The organism is Acinetobacter sp. TWP2-2-3, from assembly GCF_049896445.1.
Taxonomy (GTDB): Bacteria; Pseudomonadota; Gammaproteobacteria; order Pseudomonadales; family Moraxellaceae; genus Acinetobacter.
In genome coordinates this window covers 62,690-76,441 of sequence record NZ_JAFCUI010000003.1, presented here as the reverse complement: position 1 = coordinate 76,441, position 13,752 = coordinate 62,690, and the positions used below count along the sequence as shown (strand labels likewise).

The window sequence follows — 13,752 nt, the reverse complement described above, 5'->3', positions numbered from 1 at the left end:
GCGATCATGCATAAAATACCAGGAATGACACGAACGCTGTTGTTCGCTGCGGCCATGCTGCTGATGGCATGTGACCAGAAAACGACCGAAACTCCGACTGAAGCGACAACAGATAATACGGCTTCAGATCAAGTCATGCAGGAACTGAAAACCGAGCCACTGAAAGACTTCCCTAAAACTGCTGATGATCCGCATGATATTGCTGCATTGACGGATTATGAACAGCGCTTTCAGGAAATGAGCAGCGACTTGGAAAAAGAATTAAACAGCATGCGCGATGATGAAAATATGACAGAAGAATTTGTCCAGCAACGTCAGCGTGATCATGTCCAGTCAGCATTGAATATGTTGAAGGCTTTAGAACTGAAAACCGAACAGGGCCGTTATATTCAGGGCTTAATGTATCAATACTGGGAACATCAGGACAAATTACTCAATACTCCCAAGACTCAAGCTACACCCGTGAATGAAGCCAGTGAGAATGTCAAAGGTCTAGGGAAATATCTACACGCCCAAGAACAACTGGAACGCTGGCGTTCGCAATATCCGGATCTCGCCAAGAAAGAACCAGCTTCCCGGCAAGTGAAGGAATAGTCTAGGATGCTAGTTTGGCACACAGTTTAGATAAAATACAAAAATAATCTAGGCTGAACTGGCAGCTTTAAAACAGCATGGATCAACAAGGCCAGATCTGTTGAGTCTGTATTTCAGTATAAGTGTCAGTTCGTCCTGTCCATAAAATGAGTTAATGTGCTGTCAGAAACTGATGCACACCCTCACCTGCCGCGCGACCTGTGGCGAAGCAGGCGGTCAGCAGATAACCACCAGTCGGTGCATCCCAGTCCAGCATTTCTCCGCACAAAAATACATGCGGATTGGATTTAAGTTGTAGCTGTTTCGACAACACTTCACGCTTGACACCACCGGCACAGCTAATCGCCTCATCAATTGAGCGAAAGCCGCTGAGTGGAAGAATCAAATCTTTAATCTGTTTGGCTAATTCAGCAGAATCTTGCCATACTGCTTTGGCCACCAGCTCCCGTACTAGAGCTGCCTTGGCACCGTCCACTCCGGCTTTACGCCAGACATTACTTAAAGACTGCTTCTTACTTGGCTGTAATTTTTGTGCAAGCTGTTCGATGCTTTGATTTGGGAATAGGTCCAGATGCAGCTGCATAGGCTGCCCCTGTTTTAGTTGCTCGCGTAAGCCACGACCCTGCTTATAGATCAGACCACTTTCCAGACCATAATGACTGATCACGATATCGCCAATGGTTTTTTCACCTTGCCCAACCCATGCCTCGACACGCTTTAAAGGTTGACCAAAGACTGGCTGCATAAACTGAGACCAAGGATATTCCACTCCAGCATTACTGGCCTGAAATGGCTCAATTTCATCCGGTTTCAGCCAGGCTTGCCATGCCCCATCACTACCCAACGCTGACCAAGACACTGCGCCACAAGCCAGAATAATGGCATCAAAATCTTCAATGCGGTATTCATTATTTTTCAGATCATGCAGTTCGAGCTGTTGCTGCTGCAACTGGCTGACTTTATGCCGGTAATGAAACTGGATGCCATCACTGGCCAAACGCTTGAGCCAGGCACGCAGCAAGGGCGCGGCTTTCATCTCTGTGGGAAATACCCGGCCGGATGAACCGATATAAGGCTCAATGCCGAGCTGCTTCATCCAGTCTTGAATCCAGAGTGCATCCCAGCGTTTGATCCAGGGAGACAACCACTCCACCTGATCATAACGTTGTACAAACTGTGACACAGGCTCAGCATGGGAAATATTCAGACCGGTCTTGCCTGCCATCAGGAATTTACGCGCAGCAGACGGTTTTTGCTCATAGACATGCAGCTCATAACCAAACTGACTGAGCACTTCTGCCGCCATTAAGCCTGCGGGGCCTGCGCCCACAATAGCAATGCGTTTGCTCATCTGCTTATTCCGCGACGGTGGCATTCTGCCCTTGTAAAGGCTGGAAATCATCAAAGCGCGTTACATAACTTTCAGGCTTGCTGATGATCAGTTGCTGGCATAATTCGCCACGTTCCAGATATTTAATTTCAAAATGGGTACGCGCCGAATCTGCAGCAATCACTTCTTTGACAAAAGGCAGCTTCCAGAGCTCTCGCACCTGTGTTTCTGCTTCTTCGATATAAGTAGGAATATTACTGGCCAGCGTAATCGTTCCACCGATTTTCAGGCGGGAAAGCAGGAACTCAAAAAATGGCATATTGACCCAGCGCTGCGCCGGATTATGCGGCTCAGGATTTGGATATAAAATAAAGAATTGTTCTACCTGCTCCGGATACAGTGCATGCACGATCCACGGTAAAGCATCGGCATGAACGGTCTGTAAATTGGTTTGACCTTCAACAGCATGCTGTTTTTGCATCGCCAGAAATTTTTCCCGGGTACGTTCAATCGCAATCAGTTGAGTGTCGGGATTGTTCTTGCTGAATAACAAGGCATGTTTACCTTTACCCGCTCCCACTTCGACGCAGACCGGTTCAGGACTGATGCTTTGAAAATCACGGGGCGCATGCATACGCTGTGCTTGAAATTGACGAATCGGCATAATCAGATCAAACTAATAAAAACCGCATAAGTCTAACAAGTGCGGCTATATTTGCCTAATCGAACCTTTATTTTTCTTTGGAGTCGTCCCATGCCTACCACTTTAAACTGTCCACGCTGTGGCAAGCTGACCACTTGGGAAGATAATGATTACCGTCCTTTTTGTTCAGAACGTTGCAAGATGATTGATCTGGGGGCTTGGGCCAATGAGGAATATAGTTTGCCTACCCAAGATGCACCACAAGCCGACAACAGCGAAGAATAAAATGTCTTCCTTGTCGAAAATTCTGTCTGAAAGCAGAATCTTGTCGAAATTAAGTAAATAAATCATATGAATTTTATAAAATTACTTAGATAAAGTAACACGAATTAACATCATTCATAAAGCTTTAGCATTATTGTTCTATTCTAAATTTTCACATTATTTTTAGAGCAATAATATGGGTTATATTATTTTAAAAATCATATTAATTGGGGTTGGTCTACTCGCACTTCTTTCTTTGGGAGTCGGCATTTTCCAACAAGATAGTTTATTTATTGTATTGGGTGTGCTTTTTGCTTTTGCCGCTTGGCTCATACACATGCAAACGCGTCAACTTCGTAATAATCCCTTTTCAGAATAAAAATAAAAGACCAAATGGTATTGGTCTTTTATTTACGCTTTTAACCCGCTTTACCTGCAACAAAAGGATTATGCTGCTTTTCAAAACCAATGGTGCTGATCGGACCATGTCCTGAAATGAATTGGGTTTCATCTGGCAGGCTGAAACATTCTCGCTGAATTGAATCTAAGAGCTGTTGATGGTTACCACGCGGGAAATCAGTCCGCCCGATTGAGCCTTTGAACAAGACATCACCTGTCCATAACAAGTCATAATTTTTGTTATAGAACATCACATGACCCGGCGTATGGCCTGGAGCAAAACGCACTTCGAACTCTTCATTGCCGAGTTTGAGCACTTCACCACCTTCCAGCCATTGGGTCACTTCGACTTTTTCCGGAATCGGAAAGCCATAACGTGCAGAAACTTCCTGAATCATGTCGAGCCAGAATGCATCTTCCTTATGTGGTCCGATTACTGGGACATTCCAAGCCTTTTTTAATGCACCCACCGCACCCGCATGATCCAGATGACCATGAGTGAGCCACAAGGCTTTAACCGTTAAACCCAGCGCTTCAACTTCAGCTTTCAGTTTTTCAGGTTCGCCCCCTGCATCAATCAAAATGGCTTCTTTAGTATCCATATCCCAAACGATGGAACAGTTTTGCTGAAATGCAGTAACTGGAACAATTTTGACTTGTAACATGGATTGAAAAACCTCGGGCAAGTTAATGGGCAAGTGTCTGTGTCAATGCATCCAGATTAGCCTGAAGCAGACTATTGAGCAATCGCAAATGATCTTCACGGCTATTTAAAGCAGGAATATAGCGATAGCTTTCACCGCCGAGTGCTTTAAATGTCTCGGCATTTTCGATTGCCAGCTCTTCAAGCGTTTCCAGACAGTCCGCGGAAAATGCCGGACTCATCACCTGAATTGATTTCACCCCTTGCTTGGCCCAATCTTCGAGCAAAACATCGGTATAGGGCTTGATCCACTCCTGTTTGCCAAACCGCGACTGAAAGCTGATCGCATATTGATCTTCATTTAAACCTAGTGCTTCCGCCACCAATTTACCCGTGATGCGGCAACGGTCGGCATAAGGATCGCCTTTATCAGCATAGGGCTGTGGAATGCCGTGGAAAGACATTAACAATTTCTCTGGTTGACCATGAATTGCCTGATAATCACGTACACTTTGAGCCAACGACTGGATAAATAAAGGATGTTGATAATAATCCCGGATCACTGTCAAACCGGGTAAATTACGCTGTTTCACCACCCATTTCGCCACTGCATCGTATAGAGGTGCGGTCGAAGTGGCAGAATATTGTGGAAACAAGGGAAATAGAATCACGTGTTCCTGTGGCTGCGCTGAGACCTGTGCCAAGACATCCTGAATATTCGGATTGCCGTAGGTCATTGCAGGTACCACATTCAGTTCAAACTGCGGATAAAGCTGGGTGAGATGCGTCTTGACTGCTGCGACCTGCTCAAACAGAATTTCACGCATCGGCGAATCCTGTCCCCATACTTGCGCATAGGCCTGTGATACCCGCTTTGGACGGAAAGGCAAAATGAATAAGCGCAGAATGATTTGCCAGATCGGTTTGGGAATTTCAATCACACGCTGATCAGATAAAAACTGCTTGAGGAAACGGCGTACCGCTGGAATCGTAGGCTCATCTGGTGTGCCCAAGTTTGCCAATATAATCGTCACTTTCGCTTTAGCAGGAGAATACATTCAGTTCGTCCGTCAGGATATCAACCCCTGTACTTTAACAGCTTTTTATTTATTCTCTCTATGGATTAATACGCTGACTTATATTGAAAAGTGCGATCTAAATCCAGCAAGCTGCTGTCCAGCAACTTTTGCGCTTTTGGCGTGATCTGCCACAGCATGCGCTGTCGGTCATCACGACCGGATGGCACAATCCAGTCATTCTGGCGCATTTGAATTTTTAAACTATGCAAGGCACGAATATTCATCTGGGCACGCGCGACAGCATGCGCACGCGGCATCTGCACCCGTGCATCCTGCAGACCGGTTTCATTCAGATATTCATTCATGCGCTTCGAGAAAAACTCTTCAGGGGTCGGATTGACAAAAGTTGAACCCAATAACGCCAACAATTGTGCCCAAGTCAGTTTTTTATGGACTTTGATTTCTTTAAAATTACCATCCTGATAAGCATGCATCCGGTATTCAAAAGAAAAAATTTCATGCATCGCCACTTTGGGCAGGCTCAGGAATGGATCGACTTCTGCAGTTCCGCCATCGCGTTCCAGTTGCGCCACTTTAGCTTTCAGCTGATCAATCTCGTCATGCAGCGCCTGGGTGTTTTGCGGACGCACCCAGCCGGTCACCGGATAGCGCTCCAGCATTTGTGGCATGTTAAAACGCACTGCCATTTCCAGATCGCGCAGGCTGCGGTAAGTAAAAACCTGATCCACTTCCTGCTGTAACAGTTGACGGAATTCCTTGAATTTTTCCTGTAATTCCGGTTTGGCATCATGCAATGCACTTTCACGTGATGCCGGATCATCATGCATAAACACAATAATCGGTTTTTGCTTGGTCACTGCATAAATATATTCGAGATGCATATAGCCGACACCCGATACCGACTGCTCCCCATACTGGCTTCCCAGCAGAATCACGACATAATCACAGTCATCAATCTGGCGGCGTGCAAATGCAGTATTCAGCGGTGTACGCTGTTCCAGTCCCCACGAGAAAAACCCCATTCCTACCAGTGTTTGAGACAGAATGATACGCTCCGGTTGCATTTCTGCCCCCGAGGTTGAGATGAACACTTGGTACCGTTTATCCAGCATGGGCTATCCTCTTCTCCTGTACATTTGCGTAAAAAATGCATCATCACATGCTTCTTTACCCAATATGGCCACCCCAGAATCAAAATATCTTTCTTTTTAAATTATAAAAATGAGTTTTAAACTGCACTCATATTACTGACCTGCCATTTTAAATCGGCCGGAATCAGGTGCTGCAAAATCGGTCGGAGCTGTTCAGCATTCTGCCCACTCACCACCAATTCAATTTTCACGCTTTCTTTAGACTCATGCTCAAATAATAACCCATTTTTAATTAAAATTCGGGCCGTTTGTCTTGCAACCGCGAATCCTGAGTCAATTAATGTCAGCTTTTGACCAAAAATATACTGAATTGACGATTTTAGGAAGGGGTAATGTGTACATCCTAATACTAAATAATCAGCGCCCTGATCTACAACTGGTTGTAAAATCTCTTTTAATGTCTGCAAACAGGCTGCACTCATCTGCTCTCCAGCCTCAACAAAAGGCACCAGATCCAGACTGGTCACAGGCAGGACTTTGACTTGAGCCGGTTCGGCAAAACGGGAAATGACATCTTTAATCAGCTGGCCGCGGAAGGTTGCAGGCGTGGCCAATACCGCCACAGTTTTCGACTGGGTATTCAGGACGGCCGGTTTAAGTGCGGGTACTAAACCGATAATCGGAAAGTTTTCACCATAATAGTCACGCAAATAATCCAGACTAAAAGCGGAAGCGGTATTGCACGCCACCACCGCAACTTTACAACCTTGACGATAAAGCCATTCAATCGCCTGAGCCGTCAAGGCACGAATTTCCTGATCATCTCTCGGGCCATAAGGCACATGCGCAGTATCCGCATAATAGACAAAGCGTTCATTAGGCAAATGGCGGGCAATTTCCAGGGCGACTGACAAGCCGCCTACGCCTGAGTCAAAAATGCCAATAGGCGCATCTGCCGTGGCATTGGGCATCGGGTCTAATAACTGGGAAATTGGTTGAATAGCGCTCATAACGTTGCAGGTAGCTTGTTTGAAATTTCTAGCGATCAAGCTTAAACCTCAGGTGCTCAAATGCAAGTCTAAATCACCACTTTTCAAACTTAAAACGGTTTCGCCTGCCGGATTTTCATCAAGCTCTCCCATCTCGACCAGATGTAAAAATGCCGCACGCTGAATCAGGGCATTAATCCCAAAACGCACATGCACATAAGGCCGCAACTCACCTTTGTATTCACGCATAAAGATTGGATGTTCAGCATCGACAATAATCAGGTCTTGCGTGGTTGTGCCCAGTTGCAGATAAGTCACTCCATTGATCTCAACCTGATCGACCTGATTGACAAATAAAGGTTCATCTTCAACTTCGATTTCAATCATTTCTACTGGTGTTTTTAGATAGAATTTATCGTTTTCTTTCCAGAGCACCGTTGCAAACAGGTCAATCATCGGCTGACGCTTGATCAATTGACCTTCGTGCCACCATTCGCCGTTGGCTAAAACCTTGAGATCCATTGTGCCACAATGCTTTGGCTGCCATTGCTCCAAAGGGGGTATTGACCTTTTGTGACTGCCCTGTGCATCTTTTAAGTATTGTGCGATATCCATTAAATTTTTATCATCGGGATAAGTTACTTTTTTCGTCGGATTTGTGCTGGGTACTGGCTTATCCATAAAAGAAGACCTTAATGACGGAAAAATAATATGTTTCAGCCAATTGGCTAAAACCGGCTTTAAAACTATACTAGCCCAGATTATCAAAGACACCAGCATTTTTGTGTCTAGGAACCAAGAACACTTATGGCAGCACCCAATCATATGATTATGGTTGCCACCGAATAGTAATATGAGGAGTCCTACATGGAACACATCGAACGTGAATCGATGGAGTTTGACGTCGTCATCGTAGGCGCAGGCCCTGCGGGTCTTTCTGCTGCGATCAAAATTCGTCAACTTGCAATTGAAAACAACTTAAACGATCTGTCCGTTTGTGTCGTAGAAAAAGGCTCCGAAGTCGGTGCACATATTCTGTCTGGTGCTGTGCTTGAACCGCGTGCCATGAACGAGCTGTTCCCAGACTGGAAAGAACAGGGTGCCCCGCTGAATGTTCCGGTGACTGAAGATAAAACCTTCTTCCTGCTGTCAGATGAAAAATCACAGGAAGCACCACACTGGATGGTGCCTAAAACCATGCACAATGATGGCAACTATGTCATCTCGCTCGGCAACGTGGTGCGCTGGTTAGGCCAGAAAGCTGAAGAACTCGAAGTGTCAATCTTCCCGGGCTTTGCCGCCTCTGAAATTCTGTATCATGCCGATGGTACAGTCAAAGGCATCCAAACCGGTGATATGGGTATTGGTAAAGATGGCGAACCAACGCATAACTTTACCCCGGGTTATGAACTGCATGCCAAATACACAATTTTCGCTGAAGGCTGTCGTGGTCACTTAGGTAAACGTCTGATCCAGAAGTTCAACCTGGACAAGGACGCTGATCCGCAACACTACGGTATCGGCATTAAAGAGTTGTGGGAAATCGATCCTGCCAAGCACAAACCGGGTCTGGTGATGCATGGTGCCGGTTGGCCACTTTCTGAAACCGGTTCTTCAGGTGGCTGGTGGTTGTACCATGCTGAGAATAACCAGGTGACCTTGGGCATGATCGTGGATCTGTCTTACACCAACCCGCATATGTATCCATTCATGGAAATGCAGCGCTGGAAAACCCATCCGCTGATCAAGCAGTATCTGGAAGGCGGTAAGCGTATTTCTTATGGTGCGCGTGCTGTGACCAAAGGTGGTTTTAACTCATTACCAAAATTCACCTTCCCGGGTGGCTCTTTAATTGGGGATGATGCCGGCTTCCTGAACTTTGCCAAGATCAAAGGCTCACACACTGCAATGAAATCCGGCATGCTCTGCGGTGAAGCGGTCTTTGAAGCGATTGCTGCCGGTGTAGAAAAAGGCGGTGATCTGGCGGTGGCACGTGTAGTGGAAGGCGAAGATTTCTTTGTTAAGGAACTGACCGCTTATACCGACAAGTTCAACAACAGCTGGTTAAAAGAAGAGTTATACAACTCGCGTAACTTTGGCCCGGCAATGCACAAATTCGGTCAATGGATCGGTGGCGCGTTTAACTTCATCGATCAGAACGTGTTTAAAGTACCTTTCACCTTGCATGATCTGGTTCAGGACCATGCGGCGCTAAAAACCCAGGCAGCTGAAAGCTTCAAGCCGAACTATCCAAAACCGGATGGCAAACTGACCTTTGACCGTCTGTCTTCAGTGTTTGTCTCGAATACGGTCCATGAAGAGAACCAGCCAGCACATTTGAAACTGACTGACCCGTCCATTCCGGTTGAAGTGAATCTGCCGAAATGGGATGAGCCTGCGCAGCGTTACTGCCCGGCGGGTGTTTATGAAATCATGGAAAATAATGACGGTTCGAAACGCTTCCAGATCAATGCAGCCAACTGTGTGCACTGCAAGACCTGTGACATTAAGGACCCTTCCCAGAACATCACCTGGGTGACACCGGAAGGTGGCGGTGGTCCGAACTATCCAAATATGTAATCTCTCATATGAGATAAAAATAAACCCGCTTTAAAGCGGGTTTATTTTTTACAATGTCTTTCATACGAAGACCTAAATTTTAAAGCTACTAAGTGTCTAGTAGGTCCAACTGATACATAGGTATCTCTAAAATCATCGAACGTTTGATTGAAGATTTATCACTTACAAATTCTTTAGCATGAAAATCTAAAAAATCCATTCCATCTTTATAAAAAATCTTAGCATTGTCTCTATCATCTAAAATATCAGCCACTACAGAGCAATATAAATATTCAATTCCTTGTAGAGCTTTCCATTCATTTTCAGAGGGCAAAAAAATCATTAAATCTATATCTCTAAAAATACGATTTTCTATATTATCTAAATCTCGAATATTCTCAGATACTGCATAAACTTCTTCAGCTCGGGCAGTAACATTAACAAGTAAAAGGAAAAATATTCCTATTAAGTATTTTAATTTTTCCATTATTAATAATTTTCAACTTTTCAAAATTATAGCATTTACCATACTTTATTTTTTTAATTAAACTAAGATGCATAACTTTAAAGTTATGCATTTTTTTCATTTATTAGCCTTTCTTCACTAAATAATGAAATTCTTTATTACCATTTTCATCCAGACGTTCTTCCTGCAATAGCAACTCATGCCCCAAATGCATACAGAATTTTGGAATATCCCACGACGTTGAATTATCCGTGGCAAACACCTCAACCACATCACCTGCCTTAGATTTACGGATCGCCTGATGCAACATCATCACTGGCTCAGGACAACGTAAACCTCGGGTATTCAATTGCAGACTTGGAATAATTTCAGTTGGGGACATCGATAGACTCAGGATGGAAAGACCGCCATATTTTAGCATAAAGCTACGATTACATTGCTGCTTTGCATACGTGGCCAGTTCCAAAATTAGGCCTGACTCGTATGATCAAGACTCTGCATCATATTTACAATAGACAAGCGTATTTTCTGCGGTATGATAAAACCACGTTTTTTTAGATATTAAGAGTCTTCAGGAAAAATCATGCACGAGGAATCAGGCCCGTCGTGGGGTATGCGCGGCTTACGCAAATGGCTGGGAACTGCACCCGAAACTCGCGACGAACTGCTAAAATTAGTACAAGATTCACGTCGATTTTTAGAACCCGATACTGTTGCCATGCTTGAGGGCGTTCTTGACCTCCCGGCAACCAAAATTCGTGAAGTCATGACGCCTCGCACGTCCATGATCAGCTTGCAGGAAGATGACCAGCTGCTGGATATCCTGCATGTACTGGTCGAGTCTGCGCATTCACGTTTTCCGGTATTTTCATCCGATCAGACCGATAATGTAGTCGGCATTCTATTGGCCAAGGATTTATTGCCTTTTCTGACTGAACCGACGGCCAAGGTCGATATTCGCGCGCTCATGCGTCAACCTTTGTTTGTTCCGGAAAGTGCCCGCTCCGATCAGGTGCTGCGCATGTTAAAGAATACCCAAACGCATATTGCGGTGGTGATTGATGAATACGGTACGACTTCGGGTCTGGTGACACTGGAAGATATTCTGGAAGAAATTGTCGGTGAAATTGAAGATGAACATGACAATGCTGATGAAGAAGCATACTACATTGTTCCGGACAATGATCCAACTACGGCCAATACCTGGGTGGTACAAGCGCTCACCCCGATTGAGTATTTCAATAATATGCTGGATGCGACTTTCCCTGATGATGAAGTGGAAACCATGGGTGGCTTGTTATTACAGGAAATTGGTCTGGTGAGTGATCTTGAAGGTCAAACCATTGAACTGGAAAACTGGCAATTTACCATTCTTGAAGCAGATTCACGCTCGATTCATCTAATTCGAGCCGTGCGCCAATGAGAGCGTATTTCGATAAGCTGTTGAGTTCGTCTCAACAGCAAAAAACCTTGCCGCTGATCTATCCTGTTTTAATTGCCTTATTTGCAGGTACCATCTTTAGTTTGGCACTGGCTCCCTATCATTACTGGTGGCTGGCGATTCTGTCTCCAGCACTGCTCTATGCTTGCCTGCGCGGACGTAGCGCAAAACAGGCCTTTGGCATTGGCTGGGCTTACGGGATTGGCTTGTGGTTTGTCGGCGCATTCTGGCTGTATACCTCGATTCATGTCTATGGCGATACCAGTGCATTTCTCAGCGTCGTGATGATCCTGATTATGGCACTGGTGATGGGTCTGTTTAGTGCAGTGCAAACGTTTGTCTATCGCCGCTTTTTCCCGGAAACTCCTTTAACCTTTGCCCCGCTGTGGGTGCTGTTTGAATGGTCCAAGACTTGGGTCTTTACCGGATTCCCATGGCTATTCGCTGGCTATGCCTTTACCGAACGCTACCTGGATGCTTATGCGCCCTTATTCGGGGTGTTCGGGGTATCTTTCGTGGTGATTATTCTGGCCTGTGCGCTGGTTGAAATCCTGAATAGGCGTCTGTTCTGGGCCATTCCTTCGGCAGTTTTACTACTCGGTGCCTGGGGCGCAGCACAACTGACGTTTGTTGAGGAAAAAGATCAAAAACCTTTAACGGTTTCCCTGATTCAGGGCAATATTCCGCAAGACCTGAAATGGCTGACTGAATATCAGGTGAAGACCTTATTGATTTATGCCAATCTGAGCAAGACCGAATGGGGCCGTGATCTGATCGTCTGGCCGGAATCTTCGATTCCCATGTTCCAGACCGACATTGAAGCCTTTCTGGAAGCCATGAAAGTCCAGGCTGAAAAATCAGGCACTGCCTGGGTGACCGGCATTCCGTATTGGGATTTAGCAGAATCGCAAGCGGCGGGTTATCCTAAATATTACAACAGTATTATGGCCAGCGGCGATGATTCTGATGGGCTGTACAAGAAACAGCGACTGGTTCCTTTTGGTGAATATATTCCCTTGTCAGGCTGGCTGAGCTGGGTATTGCCCGCATTGCAGAATGACCCTTCGATGAGTGGTTTCTCTCGTGGTGCACATGACCAAAAACCATTGAATGTAAAAAATCATCTATTGGGTTCTGCAATTTGCTATGAAGTGGCCTATCCGAATTTGACCCGTCGCAATGCCAGCCAAAGCGATTTTCTGGTGACCGTGTCTAATGATGCCTGGTTTACCGGCACGGCAGGACCATTACAGCATCTGCAGATGGTGCAAATGCGTGCTAAAGAAAATGGCCGCTGGTTTATCCGCGCCACCAATACCGGTGTGACCGCCTTTATTGACCATAATGGCCATATCGTGAAAAAAGCGCCGATGGATCAGGAAGCGATATTACGTGGTGAACTTCCAGCCATGCAAGGCGAAACCCCGTATATGAAACTCAGCGATTGGCCGGTCATGATCTTCTCGGTTCTGCTTTTGCTTATGGGATGGCGCTTTCGCCCACGTAAAGTGGATGTCAGTTTTAAATCGAGAAGATAAGCTCCTCAAGTCCACCTTTTACAAAGGGGGATTCCTGAATATAGCACCTTATCAATCCCTCCTAGCCTCCCTTTACTAAAGGGAGGAACACTCAAGGTAATAAAAAACCGAGGTCAATGCCTCGGTTTTTTATCTCTTTAAAACTTAAAACTGTATAGCCAGATAACACAACATACTGGCAAGAGACAGCATTGGTACATGACGATAGAGCTTAACCAGTGTCTGCTCAAATGCTGAACCTTGTTCGGCTTGAATGCGGATTACACTCGCGTTTAATGCTGACCAGAAACACAGGGCCAATAAACTGCTCATCAAGCTGATAGCAAAGAAAGCCACCATAATCTGGCTGCTGCCTTCGGTGCTCTGCCATAAATGGACGATTCCCTGACTGATCGGCAGCATGCTTAAAACCAGAAGAACAGATTTCAGCATCGACCAATGAAATTGATTGATTTCATCTCCCAAGATAAATGCTTTCATGTGCTTCTCCGTTGGCGAGTCAAGTGCCATTCAGATCATTATGAGCTTTTTTAAATAAATAGAAAGTGTATGTTTATTCATATTTTACGAGAATTGTAATAGATAAATATGGGAATAATTCTTATTATAACTCGCATATCAATTTTATTATTTCATTATTATAAATATCATTAACTTACATTATATTTAATAATTAAGAGTTATTATCACTTCACTTCGTATTGAAATAGCCTATTAAGTGAAGTGATATATGCCATCTATCGAGAATTTATAAT

16 protein-coding genes are annotated in these 13,752 nt (G+C 45.0%); 6 read left to right on the top strand and 10 right to left on the bottom strand.

The window, feature by feature from the left end:
* The first annotated feature begins 6 nt into the window (after positions 1-6).
* Complete coding sequence (locus ACP7AK_RS05785; protein WP_004647351.1) at positions 7-594, top strand: hypothetical protein; 588 nt, start codon at positions 7-9, stop codon at positions 592-594.
* A gap of 151 nt (positions 595-745) precedes the next feature.
* Here ACP7AK_RS05785 and ACP7AK_RS05780 read toward each other — a convergent pair whose 3' ends face one another.
* The gene (locus ACP7AK_RS05780) at positions 746-1,945 is read right to left on the bottom strand and encodes a TIGR03862 family flavoprotein (RefSeq protein WP_425879024.1); all 1,200 of its coding nucleotides are present in this window, start codon (positions 1,943-1,945) and stop codon (positions 746-748) included.
* Positions 1,946-1,949: 4 nt separating this feature from the next.
* Positions 1,950-2,594: an SAM-dependent methyltransferase gene (locus tag ACP7AK_RS05775; protein WP_425879272.1), complete on the bottom strand. Its 645-nt coding sequence runs from the start codon at positions 2,592-2,594 to the stop codon at positions 1,950-1,952.
* An 84-nt stretch (positions 2,595-2,678) separates the two neighbouring features.
* On the opposite strand from ACP7AK_RS05775, the gene ACP7AK_RS05770 reads away from it, so the two are divergent.
* Both ACP7AK_RS05770 and ACP7AK_RS05765 read left to right on the top strand, forming a co-directional pair.
* Complete coding sequence (locus ACP7AK_RS05770; RefSeq protein WP_005245864.1) at positions 2,679-2,852, top strand: DNA gyrase inhibitor YacG; 174 nt, start codon at positions 2,679-2,681, stop codon at positions 2,850-2,852.
* A gap of 175 nt (positions 2,853-3,027) precedes the next feature.
* Positions 3,028-3,210 (top strand): hypothetical protein, encoded by a 183-nt coding sequence (locus ACP7AK_RS05765; RefSeq protein WP_086044179.1) that lies wholly within the window; start codon positions 3,028-3,030, stop codon positions 3,208-3,210.
* A gap of 40 nt (positions 3,211-3,250) precedes the next feature.
* Here the strand turns inward: ACP7AK_RS05765 and ACP7AK_RS05760 are convergent, their stop codons facing one another.
* The 5 genes from ACP7AK_RS05760 to ACP7AK_RS05740 form a co-directional block, all read right to left on the bottom strand.
* On the bottom strand, positions 3,251-3,895 hold the full coding sequence (locus ACP7AK_RS05760) for an MBL fold metallo-hydrolase (RefSeq protein ID WP_425879022.1): 645 nt from the start codon (positions 3,893-3,895) through the stop codon (positions 3,251-3,253).
* A 22-nt stretch (positions 3,896-3,917) separates the two neighbouring features.
* Entirely contained in the window at positions 3,918-4,931 is a 1,014-nt protein-coding gene (gene hemH / locus ACP7AK_RS05755; RefSeq protein WP_278357564.1) for a ferrochelatase, read from the bottom strand.
* A 65-nt stretch (positions 4,932-4,996) separates the two neighbouring features.
* The gene (locus tag ACP7AK_RS05750) at positions 4,997-6,025 is read right to left on the bottom strand and encodes a DUF4062 domain-containing protein (RefSeq protein WP_005267549.1); all 1,029 of its coding nucleotides are present in this window, start codon (positions 6,023-6,025) and stop codon (positions 4,997-4,999) included.
* A gap of 116 nt (positions 6,026-6,141) precedes the next feature.
* A complete protein-coding gene (gene murI, locus ACP7AK_RS05745; protein WP_004729363.1) occupies positions 6,142-7,014 on the bottom strand; it encodes a glutamate racemase in 873 nt (290 codons plus the stop codon).
* Between the two features lie 48 nt (positions 7,015-7,062).
* The gene (locus ACP7AK_RS05740) at positions 7,063-7,674 is read right to left on the bottom strand and encodes a DUF1285 domain-containing protein (RefSeq protein ID WP_004278560.1); all 612 of its coding nucleotides are present in this window, start codon (positions 7,672-7,674) and stop codon (positions 7,063-7,065) included.
* A gap of 186 nt (positions 7,675-7,860) precedes the next feature.
* On the opposite strand from ACP7AK_RS05740, the gene ACP7AK_RS05735 reads away from it, so the two are divergent.
* The gene (locus tag ACP7AK_RS05735) at positions 7,861-9,573 is read left to right on the top strand and encodes a 4Fe-4S dicluster domain-containing protein (protein WP_425879018.1); all 1,713 of its coding nucleotides are present in this window, start codon (positions 7,861-7,863) and stop codon (positions 9,571-9,573) included.
* An 88-nt stretch (positions 9,574-9,661) separates the two neighbouring features.
* Here the strand turns inward: ACP7AK_RS05735 and ACP7AK_RS05730 are convergent, their stop codons facing one another.
* The gene (locus ACP7AK_RS05730; RefSeq protein ID WP_425879016.1) at positions 9,662-10,039 is read right to left on the bottom strand and encodes a hypothetical protein; all 378 of its coding nucleotides are present in this window, start codon (positions 10,037-10,039) and stop codon (positions 9,662-9,664) included.
* A gap of 103 nt (positions 10,040-10,142) precedes the next feature.
* Positions 10,143-10,400: a sulfurtransferase TusA gene (gene tusA / locus ACP7AK_RS05725; protein ID WP_004278563.1), complete on the bottom strand. Its 258-nt coding sequence runs from the start codon at positions 10,398-10,400 to the stop codon at positions 10,143-10,145.
* A gap of 201 nt (positions 10,401-10,601) precedes the next feature.
* Here tusA and ACP7AK_RS05720 point away from each other — a divergent pair, with 201 nt between their 5' ends.
* Together ACP7AK_RS05720 and lnt are read left to right on the top strand one after the other, a co-directional pair.
* On the top strand, positions 10,602-11,441 hold the full coding sequence (locus tag ACP7AK_RS05720) for an HlyC/CorC family transporter (RefSeq protein ID WP_004278564.1): 840 nt from the start codon (positions 10,602-10,604) through the stop codon (positions 11,439-11,441).
* Positions 11,438-12,997 carry an apolipoprotein N-acyltransferase gene (gene lnt / locus ACP7AK_RS05715; RefSeq protein ID WP_425879014.1) on the top strand — a complete coding sequence of 520 codons (1,560 nt, stop codon included), beginning with the start codon at positions 11,438-11,440 and terminating at the stop codon, positions 12,995-12,997. Before ACP7AK_RS05720 ends, lnt begins: the two co-directional genes overlap by 4 nt.
* 144 nt (positions 12,998-13,141) lie before the next feature.
* On the opposite strand, the gene ACP7AK_RS05710 is transcribed toward lnt, so the two are convergent.
* Positions 13,142-13,477: a hypothetical protein gene (locus ACP7AK_RS05710; protein WP_180038604.1), complete on the bottom strand. Its 336-nt coding sequence runs from the start codon at positions 13,475-13,477 to the stop codon at positions 13,142-13,144.
* Positions 13,478-13,752: the final 275 nt, after the last annotated feature.

Bases quoted from the DNA above. Each gene is read 5' to 3' on its own strand.
- ACP7AK_RS05785 (WP_004647351.1), top strand. From the start codon at position 7: ATGCATAAAATACCAGGAATGACACGAACGCTGTTGTTCGCTGCGGCC.
- ACP7AK_RS05780 (WP_425879024.1), bottom strand. From the start codon at position 1,945: ATGAGCAAACGCATTGCTATTGTGGGCGCAGGCCCCGCAGGCTTAATG.
- ACP7AK_RS05770 (WP_005245864.1), top strand. From the start codon at position 2,679: ATGCCTACCACTTTAAACTGTCCACGCTGTGGCAAGCTGACCACTTGG.
- ACP7AK_RS05765 (WP_086044179.1), top strand. From the start codon at position 3,028: ATGGGTTATATTATTTTAAAAATCATATTAATTGGGGTTGGTCTACTC.
- ACP7AK_RS05760 (WP_425879022.1), bottom strand. From the start codon at position 3,895: ATGTTACAAGTCAAAATTGTTCCAGTTACTGCATTTCAGCAAAACTGT.
- hemH (WP_278357564.1), bottom strand. From the start codon at position 4,931: ATGTATTCTCCTGCTAAAGCGAAAGTGACGATTATATTGGCAAACTTG.
- ACP7AK_RS05750 (WP_005267549.1), bottom strand. From the start codon at position 6,025: ATGCTGGATAAACGGTACCAAGTGTTCATCTCAACCTCGGGGGCAGAA.
- murI (WP_004729363.1), bottom strand. From the start codon at position 7,014: ATGAGCGCTATTCAACCAATTTCCCAGTTATTAGACCCGATGCCCAAT.
- ACP7AK_RS05740 (WP_004278560.1), bottom strand. From the start codon at position 7,674: ATGGATAAGCCAGTACCCAGCACAAATCCGACGAAAAAAGTAACTTAT.
- ACP7AK_RS05735 (WP_425879018.1), top strand. From the start codon at position 7,861: ATGGAACACATCGAACGTGAATCGATGGAGTTTGACGTCGTCATCGTA.
- ACP7AK_RS05730 (WP_425879016.1), bottom strand. From the start codon at position 10,039: ATGGAAAAATTAAAATACTTAATAGGAATATTTTTCCTTTTACTTGTT.
- tusA (WP_004278563.1), bottom strand. From the start codon at position 10,400: ATGTCCCCAACTGAAATTATTCCAAGTCTGCAATTGAATACCCGAGGT.
- ACP7AK_RS05720 (WP_004278564.1), top strand. From the start codon at position 10,602: ATGCACGAGGAATCAGGCCCGTCGTGGGGTATGCGCGGCTTACGCAAA.
- lnt (WP_425879014.1), top strand. From the start codon at position 11,438: ATGAGAGCGTATTTCGATAAGCTGTTGAGTTCGTCTCAACAGCAAAAA.
- ACP7AK_RS05710 (WP_180038604.1), bottom strand. From the start codon at position 13,477: ATGAAAGCATTTATCTTGGGAGATGAAATCAATCAATTTCATTGGTCG.